Genomic DNA, 24,367 nt, shown 5'->3' with positions numbered 1-24,367 from the left:
CTATTTAGATGATTAGTTCGTATAATCTCTCTAATCTTCGCAAATTAACACTTTTGAAGTATTTAATCCAATTTCTAATGATTCGTTCACAAATTCAAGTCATTCAGTAAGTTATGGATTTTGTCCTTCAATTTTTCTTCTATTTCTACATAGCTCCCATTGTTAAATTCACTCTTAACCGAAAAATAAAATTTAATTTTCGGCTCGGTGCCTGATGGTCTAACACTTACTTTCGTACCATCTTCGGTAAGATATTGAAGCACATTTGATTTAGGAAAATTGACAGCTTCTTTTTTCCCGGATGAATCAATTTTTACTCCTTCCAAATAATCAATTAGGGTGGTTACCTGTGATCCTGCCAGCGTTTCAGGTGGAGCATTTCTAAAGTTTTCCATCATTCGCTTTATTTCCTCCGCTCCCTGAAGACCTTTTTTTGTGATCGATTTAAGCTCTTCATAATAAACACCATAGGTTTTATAAATCTGCAGGAGTAGTTCAAATACTGTCAGTCCCTGTGTTTTTGCCCAGGCGGCCATCTCTGCAATTATAACACTGCTCGCCACTGCATCTTTGTCTCTCACTTCTTCGCCAATCATATATCCGTAGCTTTCTTCACCTCCACCTATAAATACTTCGTCTCCCTCTTTGCGACGGATCATATCGGCAATCCACTTAAAGCCTGTCAGAGTATCATAGCATTTTGTATTGAAACTATTGGCAATGTCTCTAATCAACTCTGTTGTGACTATGGTTTTGCCGATGTACTCATTTCCCTTCAATCCTTTCTCTGTCCATTTTTTCATCAGGTAAAAAACCAGCAATGCTCCGGTCTGATTTCCATTGAGCAGCTGAAAGTTCTCTTCAGAATTTTTCACCGCTATCCCTACACGGTCAGCATCCGGGTCTGTAGCCATTACAATATCAGCGTCAATCTCCTTTGCTTTTTTGAGTGCCAGAGTCATAGCTTCTTCCTCTTCCGGATTTGGGTAAACCACGGTTGGGAAATTACCGTCGGGCGTTTTCTGCTCCTCAACAACATGGATATTCTTAAATCCTAATTCCTCAAGAGCTCTGGGTACTATGGTGATGCCTGTTCCATGAATGGAAGAAAAAACAATATTCATATCACGATGAGATGAAATGGCGTCTGGTGAGAGTGATAGATTCTTGATCATATCGAGATAGGCCCGATCCATGTCTTCACCGATTCTCTGTATTAAAGAGGGATTCGACTCAAAATTGATCTCATCGATTGAGTTAATCTTTTTCACTTCTTCAATTACATTTTTGTCATGCGGAGGAACAAGCTGTCCTCCATCATTCCAATAGGCTTTGTAACCATTATATTCCTTTGGGTTATGGGAGGCTGTAATTACCACACCACCCTGACAACCCAGGTTGCGGATGGCAAATGATAATTCAGGGGTGGGACGCAAATCCTCAAAGAGAAATACCTGGATTCCATTTGCTGAGAAAACATGGGCAGTGGTTTCTGCAAAAAGCTGACTGTTATTCCGGCTGTCAAAAGCGATAGCCACTTTAATTTCATTGGAAAATTGACTTTTTAGGTAATTGGCAAACCCCTGGGTAGCCATGCCAACCGTATACTTATTCATCCGATTGGTGCCGATCCCCATGATTCCTCTCAACCCTCCGGTTCCAAACTCCAGGTCGTTTAAAAATGCCTCGTCAAGTTCTTCCTGATTTAGTAAGAGTGCTTCTATTTCTTGCTTTGAAGAAGCGTCCATATTGGCTGCTTTAAGCCAATTAGTTGCTTTACTTTTTGCTTCCATTTCCGAATTAGGCATAGCCCAGTTTTTTCTTCACTCGCATTAAAACTTCATTTGCCACCTCTGCAGCTTTCACCTCACCTTTCTGTAGTTCTCCTTCTAACTCATCAAGGTTAGACATGTAATAATCAAATTTTTCTCTCTCCTCTTTAAACCGATCTACCAGTAGTTCAAAAAGCTCTTGTTTAGCATGGCCATAGCCATAATTGCCGCCCTCATAGTTGCCGCGCATTTGTTTGACTTGATCTTCTGAAGCCAAAAGTTTATAGATAGAAAAAACATTGCAGGTGTCCGGGTCTTTCGGTTCCTCCATCGGGGTGCTATCAGTAACAATTTGCATTACGTTCTTTCGAAGCTTTTTCTCCGGAAGAAAAACATCAATAATGTTACCGTAGCTTTTGCTCATTTTTTGACCATCAATTCCCGGTATGGTCATTACATTGTCATCAATCAATGCTTCAGGCAAAACGAATATCTCTCCAAATTGATGATTGAAAGTAGAAGCGATATCTCTGGTCATTTCCAGGTGCTGTTTCTGGTCTTTGCCTACTGGCACATAGTCGGCATCATAAAGCAAAATATCTGAAGCCATCAATACCGGGTAATCAAAAAGCCCGGCATTTACATCCGCTAAACGATCAGATTTGTCTTTGAATGAATGTGCGTTTGCCAGCATTGGGAATGGTGTGAAACAATTCAGATACCATGTGAGCTCGCAGCAGGCTGGGACCCGGGATTGACGATAAAAAGTATTGGCAGAGGTGTCGAAACCACAGGCCAACCATGCAGCTGCTACTGCGTTTACATTTTCTGTGCGAACTTGCGGATCTTTGATGGTAGTAAGAGAGTGCAAATCCGCGATGAAAAAGAAGGATTCATTATTCTTGTTCTTCGATAATTCGATAGCAGGTATAATTGCACCCAGAAGGTTGCCTAAGTGAGGCTTCCCGGAACTTTGGATACCTGTGAGTATTCGTGCCATTGGTTAAAAATTTGTGCAAACCTATATAATTTGAGGCTTTGAATATTGAGCCTGTTGAACTGAAAAATGAAATTAGAGATGAGAGCGATTTTTTCCATTTTAGCCCTTTTGTTTTTTGCTACTGTTTACAGCCAGTCAAAATTGGAATTCGAGAAAACGGATCATGACTTTGGTGACATAATGGAAGAAGCAGGACCTGCTGAGTTTACCTTCAGATTTGTGAATAAAGGAGATGAGCCTATTACAATCACTCGAGTGAAGGCTTCCTGCGGATGCACAACACCTGGCTGGACAAGGGAAGAAGTGATGCCTGGAGATTCCGGCTATGTAAAAGCAAAATACAACCCAAGAAACAGGCCCGGACGATTTAGAAAATCGCTTCGATTAACAACCAGCGATCCGTCCTCAAATCATACCTTATACATATCCGGTTTTGTGAAACCGAAACCAAAAACCCCGGAAGAGGAATTTCCGGTTTTAGTTGGTGATTTACGACTCAAATATCGGGGAATGAATATTGGAAAGATCACTACTGAAAAACCTGTAGAGAAGACGTTTGATGTGTTTAATTACTCTGATACAATAGCAGTTCTTAATGCTGATGAAATGATTCTTCCCGATCATATTCAGGTAGAATTAGTGCCGGATTTTTTGAATCCAAGAGAAGTGGGTCAGCTGAAAATTACCTACGATCCCATCAAAAAGGCTGACTATGGTTTTGTGAGCGATAATATTCAATTGAGTGAAGATTCTGAGGAAAACCTGTCAGTGATTGCGGTCATTGAGGAGTATTTCCCCGAAATGACGGCCGAGGAGTTGGATAATGCTGCTAAACTGGAGATTTCTGATCGGTCTTACGATTTTGGGCGAGTCACGGCGGGCTCTATTTTGGAAATGGAATTTGAGCTATCAAACACAGGTAAGGAAAAATTGGAACTGCGTGCAGTTAAGTCAAACTGTGGGTGCATTACCTATGACTTAAAAAAGAAAGGTATCAAAAAAGGGAAAAGCCAGACGCTTAAAGTCTCTTTTGATACCTCAGAAATGCGTGGTAATCAATATAAGTCTATAACTGTCTATTCCAACGACCCTGTCGCTCCCACACAGATAATTACCATTAAAGGGAAGGTTGAAAAAGGCGAAGAGTAGGAGAAGGTTAATCCTTCTCCCACATATTGTTTTCGCGGTTCACATCTGCCATATAACCAGTCTCATCAATCACAATTGAAGAGATTTCACTCATTGGCTTATCAATGGTAAACTGATAGGTGGAGTGTGTCCAGGGCCAGTCCGGCAGTACCACTCTTTCCAGATCTGTTTCATTTTCTTTTTCACCTCTCATTATCACAAGAGGGGCATAGTAGATTTTCTTGGATCCATCATTGAATGTCACATAAACATCCACAGGCATAGGCATATAACCCTTCTTTTCAAGGTTTACGGTGGTTTTATTATCTGACGCTGATACGGATTCTATTGCATAATCAATGGTGTGTGTATGATTTGTCCAAAAATCCAGGTACCAATCTAACTCAAGGCCCGATTCTTTTTCAAATACTCTTATCCAATCATTAGCATCCGGGTGTTTAAATTTCCACTGGTTATAAAACTTCTTTTGAGCTCTTAGAGCAGTCTCTTTTCCAACCAGGTAATTCATCTGTGCCAGCGTAATAGCTCCTTTGGTATAGGCTGATCGACCATAGGCATAATTGGTAGTGAAAAAGTCTGAATGTGTACTCATCGGCTCCTCTTTGCCAGTTTGAGTGAGTCGGACATAGCTGGCATAATTACCTTTTTGCGCATTTTCCTGGTCACCACGTAAATAAGCCAGTGTTTCGTCCTGCACATAGGATGTAAATCCTTCATCCATCCAGGAATAATAGCTTTCATTGAAAGCAAGAACTCCCTGGTACCAAGAATGCAATGCTTCGTGCACAGTCACACCCAACAAGCTTCCAAAATTTCTCTCTCCGGTAACAAGGGTTGCCATTGGGTATTCCATACCACCGTCTCCCCCTTGAATGACGGAATAATGTGTATATGGGTACTCGCCATAGTTTTCTTCAATGAATGCAAAGGCTTTTGCTGTGGCTTCAGGTAGTTTTTCCCATGCTTCAGTCTTGCCCCCCTTTTGGTAGAAAAAGTGAATTTCAGGACCACCTTCTACCATGGTTTTTGTATGTGTATAATCCGGGTCTGCGGCCCAAACAAAATCATGTACATTTTCAGCTTTGAATTTCCAGGTGAGTGTTTTTGCTTTCCGATTGACTTTAGTTCCTTCATCTTCATATCCATACCCGATCTCATTAGGATTTTGCAGCGTACCAGTTGCAGCTACAACATAATCCTTATTAATAGTGAGGTTTACTTCAAAGTCTCCCCATGGGGCATAAAACTCTCTTCCTACATACGGGTGGGTATGCCAACCTCTTCCATCATATTCAGCCATCTTCGGATACCATTGAGCCATGCTGTAGTCTATTCCTTCAGCATTGTTTCTCCCGCTTCTTCTGATTTGTACAGGGACCTGGCTCTCAAAGGTCATATCAAAAACTGTAGAGGTACCCGGAAGAATTGGGTCTGCTAAAACTACTTCCAACACAGTTCCTTCCACTTGAAATTTCAGGTCTTTACCATTTTGTGTTAACGATTGAACTTTGTGAAAGCCAATCTCCGAATCATCCAATTTTGAAATACGATCTCTGACACGACCATCAGGATCTTCAATGGTTCTGCTTCTGGTGTCCATCATACTTCCCGGCTGAAAAGCATTGAAATACAAATGATAAAACACTTTGTCCAACGTATCCGGGCTATTGTTGAAATATTTCAATGTTTGAGCACCCGTAAATTGATGATTTTCGACATTGAAATCGATATCCATCGTGTATTCTACTCGTTGTTGCCAGTAGTTTTGAGCTTGACCGAAGTACGCGTAACAACCAAATAAAAGAGTGAAAATTACTTTCTTAATAAAATTATATTTCATAGTGGAAAAATAGTTTAACATTTCATCATCTTCTTGGTTAATTAAATCGTATATTCAATAACTCAATTAACCTGAAGAGTATGGAAAAAATTTTAGACTTTGTTCTTCTGATCATTTTCGCTTTTGGGTCTGCAATCCTTTTTACGTTCGCTGTAATTTGGAAGTTTATCCAGGCAATGTATCAGATTATTTTATCTAAGTAAGTTATACGTCAACATTGGCGTATTTGGCATTTTTCTCAATAAACTCCCGACGTGGTGCCACTTCGTCACCCATTAGCATTGAGAATAAATGATCAGCTTCTGCAGCAGATTCGATTGTAACCCGCTTGAGACTTCTATGCTCAGGATCCATGGTTGTTGTCCATAACTGATCAGGGTTCATTTCTCCTAATCCCTTATATCGTTGTACACTTACTGAATCTTCTTTCCCATTTGGTGCGACCTCTTTTATAGTTTTTACCCGATCATCTTCAGACCATGCATACCTTTCTGTTTTACCCTTTTTGATGAGATAGAGTGGAGGTAGTGCAATGTAGAGATACCCTTTTTCAATAAGCGATCTCATGTATCTGAAGAAGAATGTAAGTATCAGCGTTCGAATGTGACTTCCGTCAATATCTGCATCCGTCATGATTATGATCTTATGGTAGCGTAGTTTTTCCATGTTCAGCGCCTTTTCATCGTCTTCCGTTCCAAATGACACACCGAGTGCTGTGATCATGTTTTTGATCTCATCATTGTCGTAGATTTTATGCTCTTGGGCCTTTTCCACGTTTAGGATTTTTCCTCTTAGAGGCAAAATGGCCTGAAACCTTCTATCTCTTCCCTGCTTAGCCGATCCTCCAGCTGAATCCCCCTCTACCAGATACAATTCACACACAGACGGATCCTTATCTGAACAATCCGATAGTTTACCTGGAAGACCGGTTCCTGAAAGTACATTTTTTCGCTGCACCATTTCACGTGCCTTTCTTGCGGCATGTCTTGCCTGTGCAGCAATAATTACCTTGGATACAATCTGTTTGGCTTCTTTAGGATTCTCCTCAAGGTATTCCAATAGAATCTCGCTAACGCAGGTGTCTACAGCGCCCATTGCATCAGAGTTGCCAAGCTTTGTTTTCGTCTGTCCTTCAAATTGAGGCTCTGCTATTTTCACGGAGATAACTGCTGTTAAACCTTCCCTGAAATCGTCTCCACTAATCTCAACTTTCACTTTGTCAAGTAGGCCGGATTTATCAGCGTATCCTTTCAGCGTACGTGTAAGTGCTCTTCTGAAACCGGAAACATGCGTACCTCCTTCGATGGTATTGATGTTGTTTACATAGGAAACTACATTTTCAGTAAAGGATGTATTGTAGCTTAGAGCGACTTGTACAGGAACCCCTCCTTTATCACCTTCTATGTAGATCGGATCTGGAATTAGCTTCTCACGCGTATTATCAAGGTAAGCTACAAATTCCGAGAGACCACCTTCAGAAAAGAACTCTTCTTCAAGTGCCTTTCCATCATCATCCAGCTCACGATGATCAATCATTTTGATTTTGATACCAGCATTGAGATACGAAAGTTCTCTTAACCTCGAAGCGATTGTCTCAGAGTTGTATTTCAGTACGGTAAAAATCTCCTCATCAGGTTTAAAATTGATGCGAGTTCCATTGATATCAGTCTTACCGATTTCTTTAACAGGAGCTTTAGGAACACCCCTGCTGTATTCTTGTTCCCATACTTTACCTGCCCTGTGTACGGTTGCTTTCAGGCTGGAGGAAAGAGCGTTCACACAGGAAACCCCAACACCGTGAAGTCCACCGGAAACCTTGTAGGTGTCTTTATCAAACTTACCCCCTGCGTGAAGTACTGTCATCACTACTTCAAGGGCACTTCTATTCTCTTTCTTGTGAATATCTACAGGGATTCCACGACCATTGTCAGTGACTGTAATCGAGTTGTCTTCATTGATCTCTACCGTGATTGTGTCGCAGTGTCCGGCCAGAGCCTCATCGATGGAGTTATCAACAACCTCCCATACCATGTGATGAAGTCCTTTCATCCCAATGTCTCCGATGTACATCGCTGGCCTTTTTCTTACGGCTTCCAGGCCTTCTAAAACCTGGATATTACTGGCAGAATAATCCCCTTTTTTGTTTTGCTTATTGTCTTCCATGTGCAGTGATTAAAAACAAGAATTAGAGCTTTAGATTGAATGATTTTCAAATCTTTTCAAAGTGCTCTTAAATGTTTAAAATGTAGTCTTTTTCAAGGTTCAAAAGTACTAAAATTATCTCGATTTGGCGAGGTTTTTGATGGTTAAAATCGACCTTTAAAATCATTCTTAAACCTAACCTGTAATGCAGCCAAAAAACCTCTTTCTATATCTATTTATTCTGATCTTCATTCTACCCGTTTTTTCACAAGAAACTAACCTGAGCACAGAAGACAGCACTGCAATAGAACGACGCAAACAGTATGAAGAGACGCTCAAGCGTATTGAGGAAATAAGAAGAAGGAGGGAGAAGGATCCTGAGAGATACATGGATTCAATCAGGAAGATCAAAGAAGAGGAAAGATACCAGGAGGCAGTAGACAGAATCAATCAATATAAGGCATCTGATCTTTCATCAGTAAAGGAGCTGGATCTTACTGGTGCAAGGCTGAGTCAAATTCCTGATTGGGTATATGATGCAGAGCGCCTTGAGATATTAATACTGGATTATAATCAGATACATGAGCTTCCAAAATCACTCAATAATCTTTCTGAATTGAAAAGAATCTATTGGAGGTATAATGAATTGGGAACGAACAGGCCAAAAATTAAGCGGCAGGAAGGGATTGAAAAATTAGATCTGACAGGAAATGGATTAAAAAAGCTACCTAAGGTCCATAGGCTGAAAGACATGGAGGAATTGGTACTGGAAAATAATGCCTTCACTAAAATCCCAACCTGGAAGGGTAGAAGATTAAAATCACTTAGAGAATTGGATCTGTCCAGGAATCCAGTTGTCATAAATAGAAGATGGTATTGGTTATTGAAGGATCTTGAGATTCTGCATCTAAACAAATGCGAGATTGAATATCTCCATCCCTCACTTTATAAAATGGCGGGATTAAAGGAGTTGTTGATTCAGGTAAATGAACTTTCTGAAATTTCCAAGGGTATTTCAGCGCTCCAAAACCTCTCGAAGATTTCTTTTTATAAAAATAATTTGCAGAACCTTCCTGCTGACCTTTTTGGTTTGGAGCAGTTGGAGGTTATTGACTTGTACTATAATGAACTGGAGAAAATTCCGTCCGACATAGCCAAACTGAGAAGCCTAAAGATTCTCTACCTTTCATTTAATTCTCTTTATGATATTCCGGATGAGATCGGTGATTTGAGCGGTCTGGAAGAATTATATATTCATCACAATAGGATAAGTGAGGTGCCGCAACAACTGGAGGAACTAGATAGCCTTAGAGTTTTTCATTTTCAGAATAATTACATTCCAACCTTTCCGGCGCAGGTTTTAGGAATGAGGAGTTTGGAAGATTTAGATATTTCAGATACCGATATCTCCCAAATCCCCGGACAGATTAATGAATTGAACCTGAAGACTTTTTTCTGGAGAAATCTTGATATTGACTTGAATGATCCGGAACAATTTGAAACACGTGAGGCGCTAAAGAAACTCATGGAACAAGGTGTCAATGTTGTGCCATCAATAGCTATTCATGAGTCATCTGCGGATTGATCATTTTTTATCTCAATTCTCAATAAAGGCCATTTCCAAGCATGACGAGGGTGCAGGCATTAATTGTTTCAATGTTGTTTTCAGATGCCTTGTGGGCCAGTGATGGATTTTCTGCTCCGGGATTGAAGATGATCCTTTTCGGATTCAGTGATATGATGTAGTCTTCCCATTCCCTCTGATTTTGTGGGCCAATATACATGGTCACGGTATCAATACCTGTGATGTCCGGCTTTTGTCTCAGGTCTAAAATCTCCTGACCAAATACAGTTCCTTTCTTAATTCCAATGGGAATAATTTCATGATTGTGAGCAGAGAGTCTCTCTGCTGCCAGGTAGGCATATCGTGCCGGATTAGTCGTGGCACCAAGAATGGCTGTTTTTTTACTCATTGGGTCTTGCTCTTACTTTTCGTTACTGCAAATCCGATATTCAGTCCAATGATGATTGGAAAGTGAACGGATGATTTGATGTCATCACTGAAATAGGGATCCAGACGTTCATCGAGCAGGCTTAATTGACTTGGTGCGTAATCTTCCTTATAGGATCTACTAGCTACACCAACTCCTAAAAAGGCATCAATTGTTAATCCGGACGATCCTACATCTTTCATCCATCTGTTCCCTATGAACAAGCCATAGCCGTAGCTGGTTTCAATGAGGTTTCCCTTCAATTGGGGAGGGGGATTTCGGAGGGTGTCAAGGTGATTTACTTTGTTGCTCAGGTATTTGAAATTGACTTCATGTCCAAAGTAAAACATGCCCAGCTTTGAATCAGCGTGGTAAAATTTTTGTCTGAAATGAATTTTAACTCCACGGCTGTAAACCTGATAATCTCCTATCTTCTCATCAGGCGTGAAGAAAGGAGATCGAATGATGTCAAATTGTAATTCATAACCCAAACGTTCCTGAATGTAATATTCAATGGCTATTGGTAGCTGCTCATCGAGGAGCCATACAGGATTTGATGCAATAATGAATCCCTTATATTCATTTACTCTGGGTAAAAAGTACCTCAACCCTCGCTTTTCAGGATGATAGTTTGGTTTATCCAGGGATTCTTTGTTTTCCGCATCTTGTGTAATTCTGGTCTTGAAAATTGGCTGGGTATTTTCATAGATAGGCCGGTAGGTTCCTGCGGTACTTCCATCAGGATTGTACAAGGTCCATTCTCCGACACGCTTGTCATCCTTCACCTGCCCTTTCATTTTTATGCTGCCATCAGGGTAGTAGCCGATGTATTCTCCTGCACCTTTTTTCAGGTCTGCTTCCCCTTCGAGCTGCCCTTTTTCACTATAGTAGTACCATTTACCTGTTTTCTCTCCGTCAATGATTTGGCCTTTTGATTTTTGATTTCCACTCGGGTAGTATTCATTAAACATTCCGTCCCCTTCGTCGAAAGTGACTTCACCCAACATTTCACCGGTAGGGTAGAAAAGTTTCCAGTACCCGTCTTTTTCATCTTCTGCTATTTTCCCTGACTGGCTAAGCTTTCCATTTTGGTGATAATATTCCCACTCTCCATTTCTCTGACCCTTATAAAAATTTCCGATTGCGGCCTTTTCTCCATTCTTGTGATAATAGGTCCATACCCCGGTTTTCAACCCATTGCTAAACTCTCCGATAGCCTCAAGTTCACCTGATTCGTAATAGTAAATCCATTCTCCTTCGCTTTTATCATTTCTGTTTGTGCCCTCCATTCTTCTTGCTCCTGAGGGATAGAATTCTGTATACTGACCTAAACCATTTTCTATGATTGATTGTGCCTTTAAAGATCCATCTTCATAGAAATAATTCCAGATTCCGGTTTTGGAGTTATTTGCATATTCACCGTTGCTCTTTTCTCCGTCGTTTTCGTAATAGAATTTCCAATGCCCCTCTTTTGAATTTCCTCTCAGAATACCTTCTGATTTAAGGTTACCATTTTCAAAATAATACCTCCAATAGCCGGAAGGTATTCCATTTTTAAATCTACCCTCAGCCTTTTTTCTACCATTTTCATAGAAGTACTTCCAAATACTGTCAGGTTGATTATTCTTATACCATCCATAGGTTTTTAGAGACCCATTAAGGTAAAAGGACTCATATTCTCCATTGAGCATAGAGTCCTGAATCGAATAATGATATACTTCACTGATATTGGTACTATCAGAATCATAATAGTTTTTTCCTTGCTTAATCTGTGCTTGAGCAAAGGCAATTGAAAATATGATAGTGATATAGCCACTAACTCTAAGCATGTGTACTGGTTAGCGCTTTTTTGAATTTCTGTCCCCATTCCCTGGTTTCTTCCTCGGTCCATAGCTCCGGATAGAAGATAATTCTTTGCCTACGAGGAGGGAGATATTTCTGCCAGTTAGTTCCACCCGATGCTTTGATTACATCAGGGTCACGTTGTAAATACCTTGTAGCTGATTTCAAGTGCTGCAGTGGCCAATCAACATTGGCTTTTTGATCAAGCTTTTTCAGTTCAGCAATTACCTCCTCATTTCCTTCATAATGATTATGGTACTTCCTAAGTAAATTGCAGTTCATCAGGTTTTCTCCCATTTCAATAAACTCTTTTCCATATTTAGCTTCAAACTGCCGGAGTGTCAGGGTTTTCTTGCCTGTAGCCAGTTCAGTGGCGCCTGCTTTCCAGTATAAGAACTCATAGAGCTTTGAAATATCTTTCTCGTTTTCTAATTCCTCTCTTTTGTCCAGGTTGATTAGGTGTATATAGTCTGTTGAGTGGATTTCAATCTTACGATATTGGGCGGACTGGAAACCACTGGCAGGAAGAAGTGCCATACGAAAGGCCAAAAACTGATCCTGATCCATTCCCTCTGTCATCACATCAAACGAATCAATGAGGTGATCGAGGTACCGGTTAATTCTCCTGAGTCTTTTGAGGAATGTTTTTTCACCTACAGGATCGGAGTAAGTGGCTTGCTCCATCTCATTCAGGATCATTCGAAAGTAGAGCTCTGTAACCTGGTGATAAAGAATAAATATTTTCTCGTCAGGAATAGCTGTTCGCGGATTTTGTAGACTTAGAAGAGTGTCTAGGTGGATATAATCCCAGTAAGTAAGGTAGTCCGAGTAAAGCAAGCCATCCAGGTAGCTGGATAAATCCTGCCCCATCGCCTCATATTTTTCTTCGAGTTTGGTGAGTTGCTGTAGAATATTTTCATCTATCTTCTTTTCCGCCATAGTAGTTGTCTTCGTTGCGTTTTATGGTTGTAAATTTGGCGGAAAATTTTAACAACAGACATAAAACCCATCCCCTGATGAGTGCAGAAAAGCGAAACTTTGTAGATGAATTTGAATCACCGGATTTTTACGCCCTTGACGACCTACTTACCGAAGAACATAAGTTGATACGATCGTCCGTTCGTGATTTTGTAAAAAAGGAAATCACTCCATTCATCGAAGGATGGGCAGAAAAAAATCACTTTCCTGAGGAGATAGTAAAGAAATTTGGAGAGGTTGGAGCATTTGGACCTACTGTTCCTGCTGAATACGGGGGAGGAGGCCTTGATTACATCTCCTATGGTCTGATTATGCAGGAAATAGAGCGTGGAGACTCGGGTATGCGGTCTACAGCTTCTGTTCAGGGGTCATTGGTTATGTATCCGATTTATGCGTATGGATCGGAAAATCAAAAGAAAAAATACCTACCAAAACTAGCGTCCGGTGAAATGCTTGGGTGCTTTGGACTCACAGAGCCCAATCATGGTTCGAATCCCAGTGGGATGGAGACCAACTTTAAGGATATGGGTGATTACTACTTGCTAAATGGTGCTAAAATGTGGATTTCCAATTCCCCAAAGGCAGATATTGCGGTGGTATGGGCCAAAAACGAGGAAGGACGAATCCATGGCTTGATTGTGGAACGAGGCATGGAAGGATTCAGTACACCGGAGACTCATGGAAAATGGTCATTGAGAGCATCATGCACCGGTGAGTTGGTGTTTAGTGATGTAAAAGTTCCTAAAGAAAATTTATTGCCTGGTAAAAATGGATTAGGAGCTCCGATGGGATGTTTGGATAAAGCGAGATATGGTATTGCCTGGGGTGCGATTGGTGCAGCAATGGATTGCTATGATTCAGCTAAGAGATACTCATTGGAACGCGAACAATTTGGAAAGCCGATTGGAGCTTTTCAGTTGGTTCAAAAGAAGCTGGCTGAGATGCTAACTGAAATTACTAAGGCTCAGTTGCTAAACTGGAAGCTTGGTAAGATGATGGACGAAGGAAAGGCCACCACATCTCAAATTTCAATGGCAAAAAGAAATAGCGTGGAAGTGGCATTAAATATTGCAAGAGAAGCAAGACAAATTCATGGAGGTATGGGCATAACTGGGGAATATCCAATGATGCGACACATGATGAACCTTGAGTCGGTAGTGACTTATGAAGGTACTCATGATATCCATTTGCTGATACTTGGTGCGGAAATCACAGGTATTCCTGCTTTTAAATAGGAAGAGAGTATTATAGTATGACATGAAGCTACCCTTTTTGGGTGGCTTTTTTTATTTTATCGAGTATCCGTCAGTTGAAAAAGCAAAGCCTTTATTGCCATACTGGCCAATCATAACCGCTTGGATGAGTGGCTTCACATCTTCATTTTTCGCACTTAGCTTCACAATAAAATTAGCACCAGATCCTCCGGTATCATCTTCTCGCTCAATCACATAATTGATGGTGGCCATGGGAGGAAGGCTGATTTGATTTTTTAAATACTTCCTTACCAGATTGCCGTCGGTACTGAAGTAGTCAATTTTCGATATAAAGATGGAATCGCTGTAGCTGGTATTTCGGATGCTCAAAGTAGCAGCGAGTAAGGTCTTTTGGTTGTTGGCATCCAAGTAAATATCTGAATAAATAGGTACATAAATAATGTCCTCATAGGTCATTTCCAGCTTGTTTATTGGATCCTCCAGTTCAAGGGAGGTCAGCTCATCTGTACCGGTTTCCTCATTCATGTTTGGGTCAGGCTTCATACATGAACAGATCATCAGTGCCATGATAGCAATCGGTAAGAGCTTCATTTTTCGCAGATTCATACTGAAAGATACCAATATGCTGATTTAAAAATCAATTCCATTGGCCATTAACTCTGCAAGCAGTGGAATGCAGGACATAATAATTAACTCTGCAATAATGAACTTTCTCATTTTCATAGCATTAGGCAAAGACACCTCTTCGGCAGAGTGCTTTTTAAGTAGCTTTTTTGCCCGAGCTATCATGACTGTCGGATAGATGGAGAGCAGTCCTACGATAATGAAAAGTGAGATTTTGATTAAGAAAAGCGTGTTGCTATTGTAATAAGTAGTTCCTTTTCCGAATACCATCCAGTTGAGTAAACCTGTGCCTAGTACAAGCAGAGCAGCTAAGCCATAAACACCATCAATGAGGCTTAGTTTTTTTATCGTTTTTCGTTGGACAGCCTTATCAATGAGTATCACTTCTGCTATTAAAGCGCAAAAAATAGTGATGATGAAAAGGAGGTGTGCGTAGGTGTTGAGTGACAGGTTGAGCATGCGAAAATAACGCATATTTATATTGATGGTTTCAAAAAAGGTCCGACCTGTACCTTATTAGAGTTTAGCGTCGGACCCAACCAACTATCCTTAGATAGCTCTTTGAAACGAGAGGTGAGTAGAACCTCTTGTCATCATATTTTAACCAATTAGGATTCGAGATTAATCACTTTGATTCATTTCTGAATCATGAATCGAAAAGATTTTTTGAAAAATACCCAAAAAAGGGTAGCGTTATTGGTGATTTATTATCATTTGATAAAGTTTTTAACAAATACCATTCGAACTTCTTGGCTTATTATCAGTAAAAACCAGAATCAATAAATACCATTTTTTAGGTATTTACTTTGGTAATGATCTGTCATACTTTAGCTATAGATAAATCCAGTTTTAATATCAGCGTATGAGGATCGTATTACTTGTCATGGCTCTATTTGTTTTTTGCAGCGCGCGAATCAAAACAGAGGGTAGGTCTGCTAAAAGAGAGATGCAGCAATTAAAAAGTGTTAAGACGACTCAGTATAATGAAATTGATATGGAGGAGCCCTGGCCTTTTACAGAAACACTGGACAAAACTGATCCGACTCTTGTAGAGTTGATCGTGCAAGAGAAAGCTGCTGATATAAAGGGTTGATTACTAAAGTCTTTGCATTAATTCTTTTAGTAAAACCACCAGATCTTTCTCGGCGCTCTTTGCAGTAGCAATAATATCTTCAATATCGATAGGTTCTAAGTTATCTGGATCACAATCGTCTGTTAAAACTGAGATGGCAGAAACGGGCAAACCCATTTGATTTGCCGCAATGACCTCCGGTACAGTACTCATTCCCACTACATCAGCTCCGATCATTCTCAAGAAACGATATTCGGCCCTTGTTTCCAGGCTTGGACCAACAACAGATACATAAACTCCTTTATTTAGCTTAACACCCTGCTCAGCGGCTATTTTTAAGAGCATTTCATTAACCTCTGCGTCATAAGGTTGACTCATGTCTGTAAAAATCTGCCCAAAAGCAGCAGCTTCATGCCCTCTCAAGGGGTTGTCAGGTTGGAGATTAATGTGATCTTCTATGAGCATCAACTCCCCTTTTTTCCAATCTAAATTCATACAACCACCTGCATTGGAAATAATCAATTTTTTTATACCCATCTTTTGCATGACCCGTACAGGAAAGACCACTTGATCCATACTGTGTCCTTCATAGTAGTGAAATCGTCCTTGCATCGCAACGACAGTTTTCCCTTCCAGTTTTCCATAAATCAACTTTCCTTTATGAAACTCAACAGTCGCTATTGGAAAGTGAGGGATGTTGGCATATACAAACTCCTTTTCTATTTCAATCTCATCAGTAAGTGCCCCAAGACCCGTACCGAGGATAATTCCTACCTCTGGATTTTCACATCCCTTTTCCTGAAGGAACTTGACGGCAGCACTTACTTTTTCTATCATTTGCATATCGTATATCTATTTTTTATGGTTCTATTTTGAATAATCTCTAAATTGACCTGAAATTAATTAGACTTCAATCACAATGAAAAAATTTCTTACTGCCTCGCTTTTCCTTGTTTCAATATCAATTCAGGCGCAAACACCGATTACATCTACGAAGATGCAGCTGTTTGGGGATCACTTGTTTATTCAGCTGAGTGTGGATGGCTCAGAGCCTTTAGATTTCATTTTTGATACTGGAGATGGATTGCCGGTTATTGATCTGGATGTAGCAAATGAGCTAGGGCTGGACCTGAACCATCAAGCCTCTAAAACTAGCGCACAGGGTGCTGTGAAAGGAGCTCTCATTGATCATAATACAATTGAGTTGAACGGGATAGAGTTAGAAAAGGATATCCAGCTTTATGCAACAAGTCTGAGGCATCTGGAGATGAGTATCGGAAAGAACATTGATGGAATAATAGGATATGATTTACTGCACCACTATGTAGTGAAGTTGGATTATGATAAGGGAATGTTTGAGCTATACGATCAGGGCACATATAAGCATGATGGGAGCGGAAAGGAATTTGAATTTAAGTTGGATAATTACATTCCCCACATTGAAGCTAGGGTGACTTTGAATGATGGGGAAACCCTAACTGGTGAATTTTTCATAAATACAGGTGCAGGAACAACAATGGATTTCAACACCAGATTTGCTGAGAAGAATGATATCATCAAAAGAACAGGGGATCATTTCTCATACCCGGTTGCAGGACTTAGTGAGGATGAGACTATGCATTATGAAGGTCGAGTTCGGAATTTTGGTTTTGGTGGATTTGATTTTTTAGAAATGCCAATTGGTATCAGTACTGCTCGCCATGGGATCCAACACAATAAAAAGGTAGCGGGAATTATGGGCAATAAGTTGTTGAAGAAGTTTAACATCACTTTCGATTATTCACAGAAAAAAATTTATTTCTCGAAGAACAAAGCCTTTGATGAAAAGATGACTGTAAATGCCAGCGGTATGTATCTTCAATTGAATAAAGATATGAGTAAGGTGCTTGTTCATAGGGTTTATGAGGATAGTCCAGCGAAAAAGGCTGGTATTTCGCCGGAGGCTGAAATCTTAAGGGTGAATGATAAAAGTGTTGACGATTATACACTTCCTCAACTCCGTGAGCTTTTGGAAAAAGCAAATGAACAAGTGAAATTGACCGTATTGCAAATGGGAGAGGAGAAGACCTTTACGCTCGATTTGAATCAACTGATTTGATCAGCTATTCCACCACATCATGAATGGCCTGCAGAATTATCTCGCAGGCTTTTTTTATTTCTTCTTCTGTAATGATAAGTGGCGGAGCTATTCGCATAGACCTGTCGTTAAATAAGAACCAATCCGTCACCACGCCCAATTCAATCGCTCGGTCTATGATTGGTTTCAGTACATCATAGGACTCAAATTCCACTGCCATCATAAGCCCTTTACTCCTCACTGCTTTGATTCTAGGATGCTTCAGATGGTCGTGAAAGATTTTTTCTTTGTTTGCAACATCTTGAAGTAGATTCTCTTTTTGAATGGTCTTTAGTGTTGCCAGTGAGGCCGCACTTGATACGGGATGTCCACCGAATGTAGATATGTGGCCCAGTACCGGGTTATTGGTAAATACACCCATGATTTCTTTGGACGAAATAAAGCATCCAATGGGCATGCCACCTCCCATTCCTTTGGCACTTACTAAAACGTCTGGTTTAATGTCGTAATGTTCAAATGCCCATAATTTCCCTGTTCTGCCAAAGCCACATTGTATTTCATCCAGAATCAACAATGCCCCGGTTTCATCACACTTCTCTCGTAAAGCTTTCCAGTAGGAACTATCCGCATGTCTTACACCAGCCTCTCCCTGCACGGTTTCTATTACGATTGCAGCGGTTTCGTCATCGATAAGACTTAATGATTCAGCATCACCAAAATGGATATGAGAAATACCGGGTAAAAGTGGACGGTAGTTTTGTTTGAAGTCTTCACTGCCGGTCAGTGAAAGCGCCCCATGAGACGATCCGTGATAGGCATCCTTACACGCGATGAGATTGGACCGTCCAGTATACCTTTTGGCGAGTTTCATAGCCCCTTCAATGGCTTCACTCCCTGAATTTACAAGGTAGACCGAATCTAAAGTGTTTGGTAGCGTTTTTATAAGCGCTTCAGCAAGCCTTACTTGAGGACTTTGCACAAATTCTCCATAAACCATCACATGAAGGTGCTTGTCTACCTGCTCTTTGATTGCCTTTACAACGTTAGGGTGGCGATGGCCTACGTTGGAGACCCCAATCCCTGATATTAAATCAAGGTATTTTTTTCCATCAATATCAGTCATGTAGACACCCTCAGCAGATACCATTTCCAGCATGAGAGGTGCGTCGGATGTTTGAGCCAGGTGGTTGAGAAAAAGCTGTCTGTTTGAAAGCATATCGCAAAGATGCACAATGCATGTTATTTCACTATTTGCTCATCTGATTTCATTTTAAGAAGAAATTGAGAGTGTGTCTTTTAGTTAGGTTTGATAATCTTTATATTACTATCTATACTCACTATTACCTAATCGAAAATGACCTTTTCACTACCTAAAGTGGGCCGTAGGAATGGTATTCTTTTTACGACTCTGTTGCTGATACTTGCTGCTTTTGCTTACTATTTTCTCGTTTATGTAAAAACCAGTGAATCGAGATTCATTGATCGTGCATACCGTGTATTAGACAGAAAGAGTGAGAATATTAAGAACAAATATTCCGGATATCAGAATTATCTCGCGTATATCTACAAAACGGTAAAGGGAGATATACAGTCCATTCTGGATGCGGGGCAAAAGCAACAATCCACAATTAATTGGTACCAGGATCAGGTCATCGCTCTTAATGATTCTTCCAGGATTTTACAAAGCAAACTCAGCTATTTCCGCAATCCGGCTGAAACTGATAGGTTGGTAAGAGCAATTAATAAAAGAATTGACCTCTATCAGGAGCAAATCAATAAACTACAATCAAGCTTTAGTGAAAGAGCCAATAACAGGATTATTGAAATTCTTCAATCTTCGGCTCCCAGAAACGTAACGTTTAACTATTACTATGATAAAAGCGATAATTATTACTCCAAGGACGAGTTGCTTTATCGTCAGAATGATTTTGCATGGAATATAAAGGGAGATGAAGGGGAGACCATATCCTTTAGTGAAGGTGCAAACACGTTTATCAAAGATGTTTTGGTGAATGGTTTTTTTGATGAATATGTGCTTCTAAAGGAGGATTATTCCGGAGTAAAGGAGTTGGGTGATCCCTTTAGTTATTCAATCATTTACCAAACTTTTAATAATCCTATCGATCTGGTTTCCATCAGTCCGACGCTCCAGACGAAAGGCACCAAAAATGGCAATGCGGATTCTCTGAATATCTCCATGGGCCCAAGAATGATTAAGCCTGTACATGTAGAACTCTTTAATGAAGGTTATAAACTGATGTTTCATCGAATGAAAATCAATGATGAGACCTATTTTCTCGGCGGTTTTGTCAAGTCATCTGTTTTCAAAAAAGAATCTCAAAAGGTAGAGGTGTTTTTATTGGTTCTGGCGATACTACTTGTGTTGCTCTTGGTTATTTCCATGCCAATGCTCAAGCTAGTGTTGATGAGTCCCATTGAGCGGCTTCATATCCGAAATGTTTTGATGGTCGGTGGTTCTTTGGTGCTGGGCATACCCATGGTCCTGCTTATTGTTTTCAATTTGTATGAATTTGTGATCAAGGGAAACCAAGAAATAGACCATAACCTTGAGGACTTATCAGAAAAGATAGAAGGCAGTTTTGTAAGGGAAATATATACCATAGTAAATCTGCTAAATGAACTGGATTTAGCCGTTTCAAAGAATACTGATTTACCAGATACCACTGTCCTTAAGAATTTTGATGTTTCTAATTACAATGAATTCAATCATATTTTTTGGATTGAAAAAGATGGAAACACATCTTATGATTTTCAGAGAACACTTTTAAATATGAAAGCATCAACAGTTGATGTAAGTGAGCGGGAGTACTTCAAGAATATTGTGGAAGACAAGATGTGGAAGCTTCGTTTTGATAGCCTGACTGCCGTTCAAAAGTATAATCTCGAAAAGGATACCAGCTTCAATTTCTACTTACAATCCATTGTTTCCTGGAGTGACTTTACTCGAGAAGCAGCAGTGTCCATTCCTTCTGAAATGGGAGAGGATATGCCTGTTTTGGCTATGACGAGTCAGTTAGGGTCAGTGATGGATGCCATCCTTCCTATTGGCTATGGTTTTGCAATCATTGATACTGAGGGGTTGGTGAAATTTCATAATCTTAAGGATCGGGTTTTACAGGAGAATTTTTTAGAAGAGACAAACAATGATGGAGATATCCGGGCAGCCATGTATACCAGGGTGGCATCCTGGGCAGATATTAAATACAGAAATGTCAATCATCGTTCATATATCCAGCCGATTAATTCAATGCCGTTGTACCTGGTGACTTTTTATGACAATGAATATCGAAATGCAGAAATACAGGGAGTTGTTAGTATCTCTATCATACTTCTTTTTGGCTCTTTTGCTGCGGTTTGCCTGATGATGATTATTCTAAACCTAATTCAAAAGCGAAGGTCTAAGCTTAGGATTGATACATTCTTACTTCACTGGATGAAGCCAGAGGAGGGGAAATCAAAGGAGTACCAATTCTTGTTTTTGTTGTTTCTTTTTATTGGAGCGTTACTATTGATCATGATAGCTATTCCGAGTGTTCATGAAGCAGATATTCTTTTCAATTTTGTAATAACTAACGCTTACCTGTTTTTGATTAGCTTTATTTGGTTGTCACCAAATAAAATCACTCGTTACACGGATAAAACGACCGAACGAAGAAATTTTAATATCGCTTTTCTGCTGTTTATTGTGGCAGCAGACTGGAGTTACATTTCGTTTTTTAGCATGTCCTGGTGGTGGATCGTTTATCAGTCACTATTGATTGTTTTTTTACTTTCTAATAAATTCATTGAGGAGGCTGTGAGTAACGGAAAAATAGGATTACCAAATTTCAAGTTTATCCAAAGTATACTTCAGCATCATTCCTATAATATTTTCCTCTTCAGTTGGCTGCTTATTAGTAGTGTGCTGCCGATCTTCTTCATCTTTATGGTTGCCCACAATGAGGAGGAGGTTATTTGGCATAAGTATAACCAATTGAAGATTGCTGAACATTACAAACAGAAAGTACGAGTCGTTGATGACCGATTGGATGCTTTGGTAAATATTAAGGATGTTCGGGAGTCATTTTTCAACTCCAAGCTGGATAGCGGCATGTATTTTTTAAACTCAGAACTAAATGTAAGTTCAGGTTCTGCCTATCAATTCTGCAATGACAACATTAGTAACTCTGATCATCTACTTTCTAAATTAAGACCACATTACAGTGATTTAATTATTGAAAGCAAGGGGCTTGCGTACGATCTATCACAAGAGAAAAACAGAAAATGGTGTTTTCCGAATGATTTGGATAAATCCCGAATGCAGCTTGTTTACATGGATAATTTTGGGCCAAAAACCAGACAGGATCATGAGCGGATAACCATCGTGAGCCGGCCCAGTTTACTGTCTTTTGGTCAGCGACAGGAATCAATTGAAAAAGGAGTAAGGCAATACAGTTCATTTTTCTTCTTTACTGTTTTACTTATTCTGGTTGGTGTTTATGTTCTAATAGATTATTGCGTAAATAAGATATATGGAAGAGAGTACAATAACTTCAAGAACACTCTGCCTCTCACCGTTGAGAACTTCAAGCGAATTTCTATAGGTGATGATAGTATAACTCACCACAAGCAACGACAGATTTTTTTATTGGGACTACCTAAGTCTAATAAGAGCAACCTAATTAAGACGCTGGAGGGGAATTTTTATGAAGCGGATATGATGCTTGCAAATAACGAGGAAGAATGGAATAAACTATCAGCAGTAAACTTTAAGCTTTTTGATGGAGTGATTATTGAAAATTTCGAATACGGAGTAAGCTCTCATAAGATCAATAAGTTAAGACTAAAGCTTTTGGAGAAACTCGCAAGTCATCATGGTCAGCAGCTCGTCATTTCATCCAATGTACACCCAAGCTTTATTACCAATTTTTATGAGAATAAGATTTCGAATTTTGATGGTGATGATGAAACCAGAGAAGAGCTTAATTGCGCACTGGAAACATGGAGGCATGTTTTGGGTGGATTTATAATCGTCCACAACCCAATCAAAGAAAACAGTAAAATCAACAGTTATCTAGATCCATCATGGATTAAAAGTGATATGTTCAAACAGCTTTTCCGAATGGAGTTAAATAAAGGTAGTTTTTTACCCAACCTTTTGCCCGGGGTTAAGGACTATTTTGTGAAGCTGAAAGAAAATGTTGGAAATGATGAAAGTAAAATAGATAAAGAGGATCTGATTTTACGCATTCAGCTACTTGCAGAAAGCTATTATTTAGGTCTTTGGAACACTTTATCCAAAGAAGAAAAATATATTATTTATGATCTGGCAAAGGACCGTTTCGTTAATATAAATAACAAGAATGGTATTAGGAGTTTGCTTGAAAAGGGGTTACTTATTTATGAGGATGAGCTACGAATCATGAATGAAAGCTTCACCAATTTCGTTCTTTCTATTATTAAAAAGGGAGAGGCCTTGAAAATGGAAAAAGAAGTTCGTGAAAAAGGAACGTGGAGCACCGTAAGTGCTGTGTTAGGTCTTTCACTCTTAGGTATTCTGGCATTCCTGTTCCTTGGCAACCCGGATTTCTTTCAGGACTTCAACGCAATGGTGAGTGTACTAATTGCAATCGCGAGTTTGGTGCCAAGACTAAGTGGCATTTCTTCGCTAAGCAAAATATCTTCCGGGTCGGAAAGTAGTTAGCCTTTTCGTTGGATAGCCTTCTTTGCTTTTTCCACAATGTCTTTCACTCCAAGACCATATTTGTCGAGTAAGTCTGCTGGCTTTCCACTCTCTCCAAAATGATCGTTGACAGCAACGAATTCCTGAGGAACGAGATCATTTCTTACGATTGTTTGAGCTATACTTTCCCCAAGACCTCCTGCTATTTGGTGTTCCTCAGCAGAAACGGCACAACGAGTTTTTGAAATAGACTGAAGAATAGCTTCTTTATCTAGCGGTTTGATCGTATGTATATTGATAACTTCTGCAGATATACCTTGTTCAGCAAGCTCAGCTTCTGCCTCAATTGCTCTCCACACCATATGACCTGTAGCGAAAATAGAAACATCGCTTCCTTCAATCAAGGTAATTGCTTTACCGATTTCAAATGGCTGATTCTCCATAAACATGGGCCAGCCAGGTCTGCCAAAACGTAAATACACCGGACCTTCATATTTGGATATTGCTATAGTAGCCGCCTTTGTTTGGTGGTAATCACACGGATTAATGACTGTGAAATTTGGAAGCATTTTAGTCATGCCAATATCTTCAAGCACCTGATGGGTGGCTCCATCCTCTCCCAAAGTCAATCCGGCATGCGAAGCACAGACTTTCACATTCTTTTCTGAATAAGCGATTGATTGTCTGAGTTGATCGTAAACTCTACTTGTTGAAAAATTAGCGAAAGTACCTGTGAAAGGAATTTTTCCTGCAGTAGCGAGTCCAGCTGCAATCCCCATCATATTTGCTTCTGCAATTCCCACTTGAAAAAACCGCTCAGGAAACTCCTTTTGAAAAGCATTCATTTTCAATGAGCCTGTAAGATCCGCACAAAGTCCTACGATGTTAGGGTTACTTTTTGCAGCTTCCAAGAGGCCATCACCAAACCCGGAACGTGTGTCTTTTTTATCAGTGTAAGTAAGCTTTGTCTTCATTCGTATTTG

Annotated in this window: 18 protein-coding genes; 6 read left to right on the top strand and 12 right to left on the bottom strand. The window is 39.9% G+C overall.

All coding sequences use genetic code 11. The features are described from left to right. Positions 1–86: 86 nt before the first annotated feature. Both ACOQON_RS12380 and trpS read right to left on the bottom strand, forming a co-directional pair. On the bottom strand, positions 87–1,808 hold the full coding sequence (locus tag ACOQON_RS12380; protein WP_420575732.1) for a phospho-sugar mutase: 1,722 nt from the start codon (positions 1,806–1,808) through the stop codon (positions 87–89). Further along, on the bottom strand, positions 1,801–2,772 hold the full coding sequence (trpS, locus tag ACOQON_RS12375; protein ID WP_420575731.1) for a tryptophan--tRNA ligase: 972 nt from the start codon (positions 2,770–2,772) through the stop codon (positions 1,801–1,803). The genes ACOQON_RS12380 and trpS overlap by 8 nt, the downstream gene beginning before the upstream one ends. 78 nt (positions 2,773–2,850) lie before the next feature. On the opposite strand from trpS, the gene ACOQON_RS12370 reads away from it, so the two are divergent. Continuing rightward, positions 2,851–3,921: a DUF1573 domain-containing protein gene (locus tag ACOQON_RS12370; protein WP_420575730.1), complete on the top strand. Its 1,071-nt coding sequence runs from the start codon at positions 2,851–2,853 to the stop codon at positions 3,919–3,921. Between the two features lie 7 nt (positions 3,922–3,928). On the opposite strand, the gene ACOQON_RS12365 is transcribed toward ACOQON_RS12370, so the two are convergent. Next, positions 3,929–5,761 carry a M1 family metallopeptidase gene (locus ACOQON_RS12365; RefSeq protein WP_420575729.1) on the bottom strand — a complete coding sequence of 611 codons (1,833 nt, stop codon included), beginning with the start codon at positions 5,759–5,761 and terminating at the stop codon, positions 3,929–3,931. 204 nt (positions 5,762–5,965) lie between these two features. Then, positions 5,966–7,924 (bottom strand): DNA topoisomerase (ATP-hydrolyzing) subunit B, encoded by a 1,959-nt coding sequence (gene gyrB, locus ACOQON_RS12360; protein ID WP_420575728.1) that lies wholly within the window; start codon positions 7,922–7,924, stop codon positions 5,966–5,968. 184 nt (positions 7,925–8,108) lie between these two features. Here gyrB and ACOQON_RS12355 point away from each other — a divergent pair, with 184 nt between their 5' ends. Continuing rightward, positions 8,109–9,488: a leucine-rich repeat domain-containing protein gene (locus tag ACOQON_RS12355; RefSeq protein ID WP_420575727.1), complete on the top strand. Its 1,380-nt coding sequence runs from the start codon at positions 8,109–8,111 to the stop codon at positions 9,486–9,488. A gap of 19 nt (positions 9,489–9,507) precedes the next feature. On the opposite strand, the gene ACOQON_RS12350 is transcribed toward ACOQON_RS12355, so the two are convergent. Genes ACOQON_RS12350 through ACOQON_RS12340 form a run of 3 tightly spaced genes read right to left on the bottom strand, consistent with a single transcriptional unit; the run spans position 9,508 to position 12,675 of the window. After that, entirely contained in the window at positions 9,508–9,876 is a 369-nt protein-coding gene (locus ACOQON_RS12350) for a CoA-binding protein (RefSeq protein WP_420575726.1), read from the bottom strand. After that, positions 9,873–11,723: a toxin-antitoxin system YwqK family antitoxin gene (locus tag ACOQON_RS12345; RefSeq protein ID WP_420575725.1), complete on the bottom strand. Its 1,851-nt coding sequence runs from the start codon at positions 11,721–11,723 to the stop codon at positions 9,873–9,875. Before ACOQON_RS12345 ends, ACOQON_RS12350 begins: the two co-directional genes overlap by 4 nt. Then, entirely contained in the window at positions 11,716–12,675 is a 960-nt protein-coding gene (locus ACOQON_RS12340; protein WP_420575724.1) for a tryptophan 2,3-dioxygenase family protein, read from the bottom strand. Before ACOQON_RS12340 ends, ACOQON_RS12345 begins: the two co-directional genes overlap by 8 nt. Positions 12,676–12,752: 77 nt before the next feature. Here ACOQON_RS12340 and ACOQON_RS12335 point away from each other — a divergent pair, with 77 nt between their 5' ends. Beyond that, positions 12,753–13,949, top strand: coding sequence for an acyl-CoA dehydrogenase family protein (locus tag ACOQON_RS12335; RefSeq protein ID WP_420575723.1), 1,197 nt, complete (start codon positions 12,753–12,755; stop codon positions 13,947–13,949). 51 nt (positions 13,950–14,000) lie between these two features. On the opposite strand, the gene ACOQON_RS12330 is transcribed toward ACOQON_RS12335, so the two are convergent. Beyond that, positions 14,001–14,519, bottom strand: coding sequence for a DUF3124 domain-containing protein (locus tag ACOQON_RS12330; RefSeq protein ID WP_420575722.1), 519 nt, complete (start codon positions 14,517–14,519; stop codon positions 14,001–14,003). Between the two features lie 39 nt (positions 14,520–14,558). Next, positions 14,559–15,026, bottom strand: coding sequence for a DUF2214 family protein (locus ACOQON_RS12325; RefSeq protein ID WP_420575721.1), 468 nt, complete (start codon positions 15,024–15,026; stop codon positions 14,559–14,561). Positions 15,027–15,414: 388 nt separating this feature from the next. On the opposite strand from ACOQON_RS12325, the gene ACOQON_RS12320 reads away from it, so the two are divergent. Beyond that, positions 15,415–15,645 carry a hypothetical protein gene (locus ACOQON_RS12320; RefSeq protein WP_420575720.1) on the top strand — a complete coding sequence of 77 codons (231 nt, stop codon included), beginning with the start codon at positions 15,415–15,417 and terminating at the stop codon, positions 15,643–15,645. Between the two features lie 3 nt (positions 15,646–15,648). Here the strand turns inward: ACOQON_RS12320 and ACOQON_RS12315 are convergent, their stop codons facing one another. Next, positions 15,649–16,467, bottom strand: coding sequence for a purine-nucleoside phosphorylase (locus ACOQON_RS12315; protein ID WP_420575719.1), 819 nt, complete (start codon positions 16,465–16,467; stop codon positions 15,649–15,651). 76 nt (positions 16,468–16,543) lie between these two features. Between ACOQON_RS12315 and ACOQON_RS12310 the strand changes: the two genes are divergently transcribed. After that, positions 16,544–17,722 (top strand): aspartyl protease family protein, encoded by a 1,179-nt coding sequence (locus ACOQON_RS12310; RefSeq protein WP_420575718.1) that lies wholly within the window; start codon positions 16,544–16,546, stop codon positions 17,720–17,722. A gap of 4 nt (positions 17,723–17,726) precedes the next feature. Here ACOQON_RS12310 and ACOQON_RS12305 read toward each other — a convergent pair whose 3' ends face one another. After that, on the bottom strand, positions 17,727–18,917 hold the full coding sequence (locus ACOQON_RS12305; protein WP_420575717.1) for an aspartate aminotransferase family protein: 1,191 nt from the start codon (positions 18,915–18,917) through the stop codon (positions 17,727–17,729). Between the two features lie 138 nt (positions 18,918–19,055). Here ACOQON_RS12305 and ACOQON_RS12300 point away from each other — a divergent pair, with 138 nt between their 5' ends. Continuing rightward, positions 19,056–23,405, top strand: coding sequence for a hypothetical protein (locus ACOQON_RS12300; RefSeq protein WP_420575716.1), 4,350 nt, complete (start codon positions 19,056–19,058; stop codon positions 23,403–23,405). Here the strand turns inward: ACOQON_RS12300 and ACOQON_RS12295 are convergent. Further along, complete coding sequence (locus ACOQON_RS12295; RefSeq protein ID WP_420575715.1) at positions 23,402–24,358, bottom strand: transketolase family protein; 957 nt, start codon at positions 24,356–24,358, stop codon at positions 23,402–23,404. The two genes, ACOQON_RS12300 and ACOQON_RS12295, sit on opposite strands and share 4 nt — an antisense overlap. Positions 24,359–24,367 lie beyond the last annotated feature (9 nt).

It is taken from the genome of Ekhidna sp. (assembly GCF_965221965.1).
Classification (GTDB): domain Bacteria; phylum Bacteroidota; class Bacteroidia; order Cytophagales; family Cyclobacteriaceae; genus Ekhidna.
The sequence above is the reverse complement of the archived record's forward strand: the minus strand, read 5'-3'. Positions and strand labels throughout refer to the sequence as shown.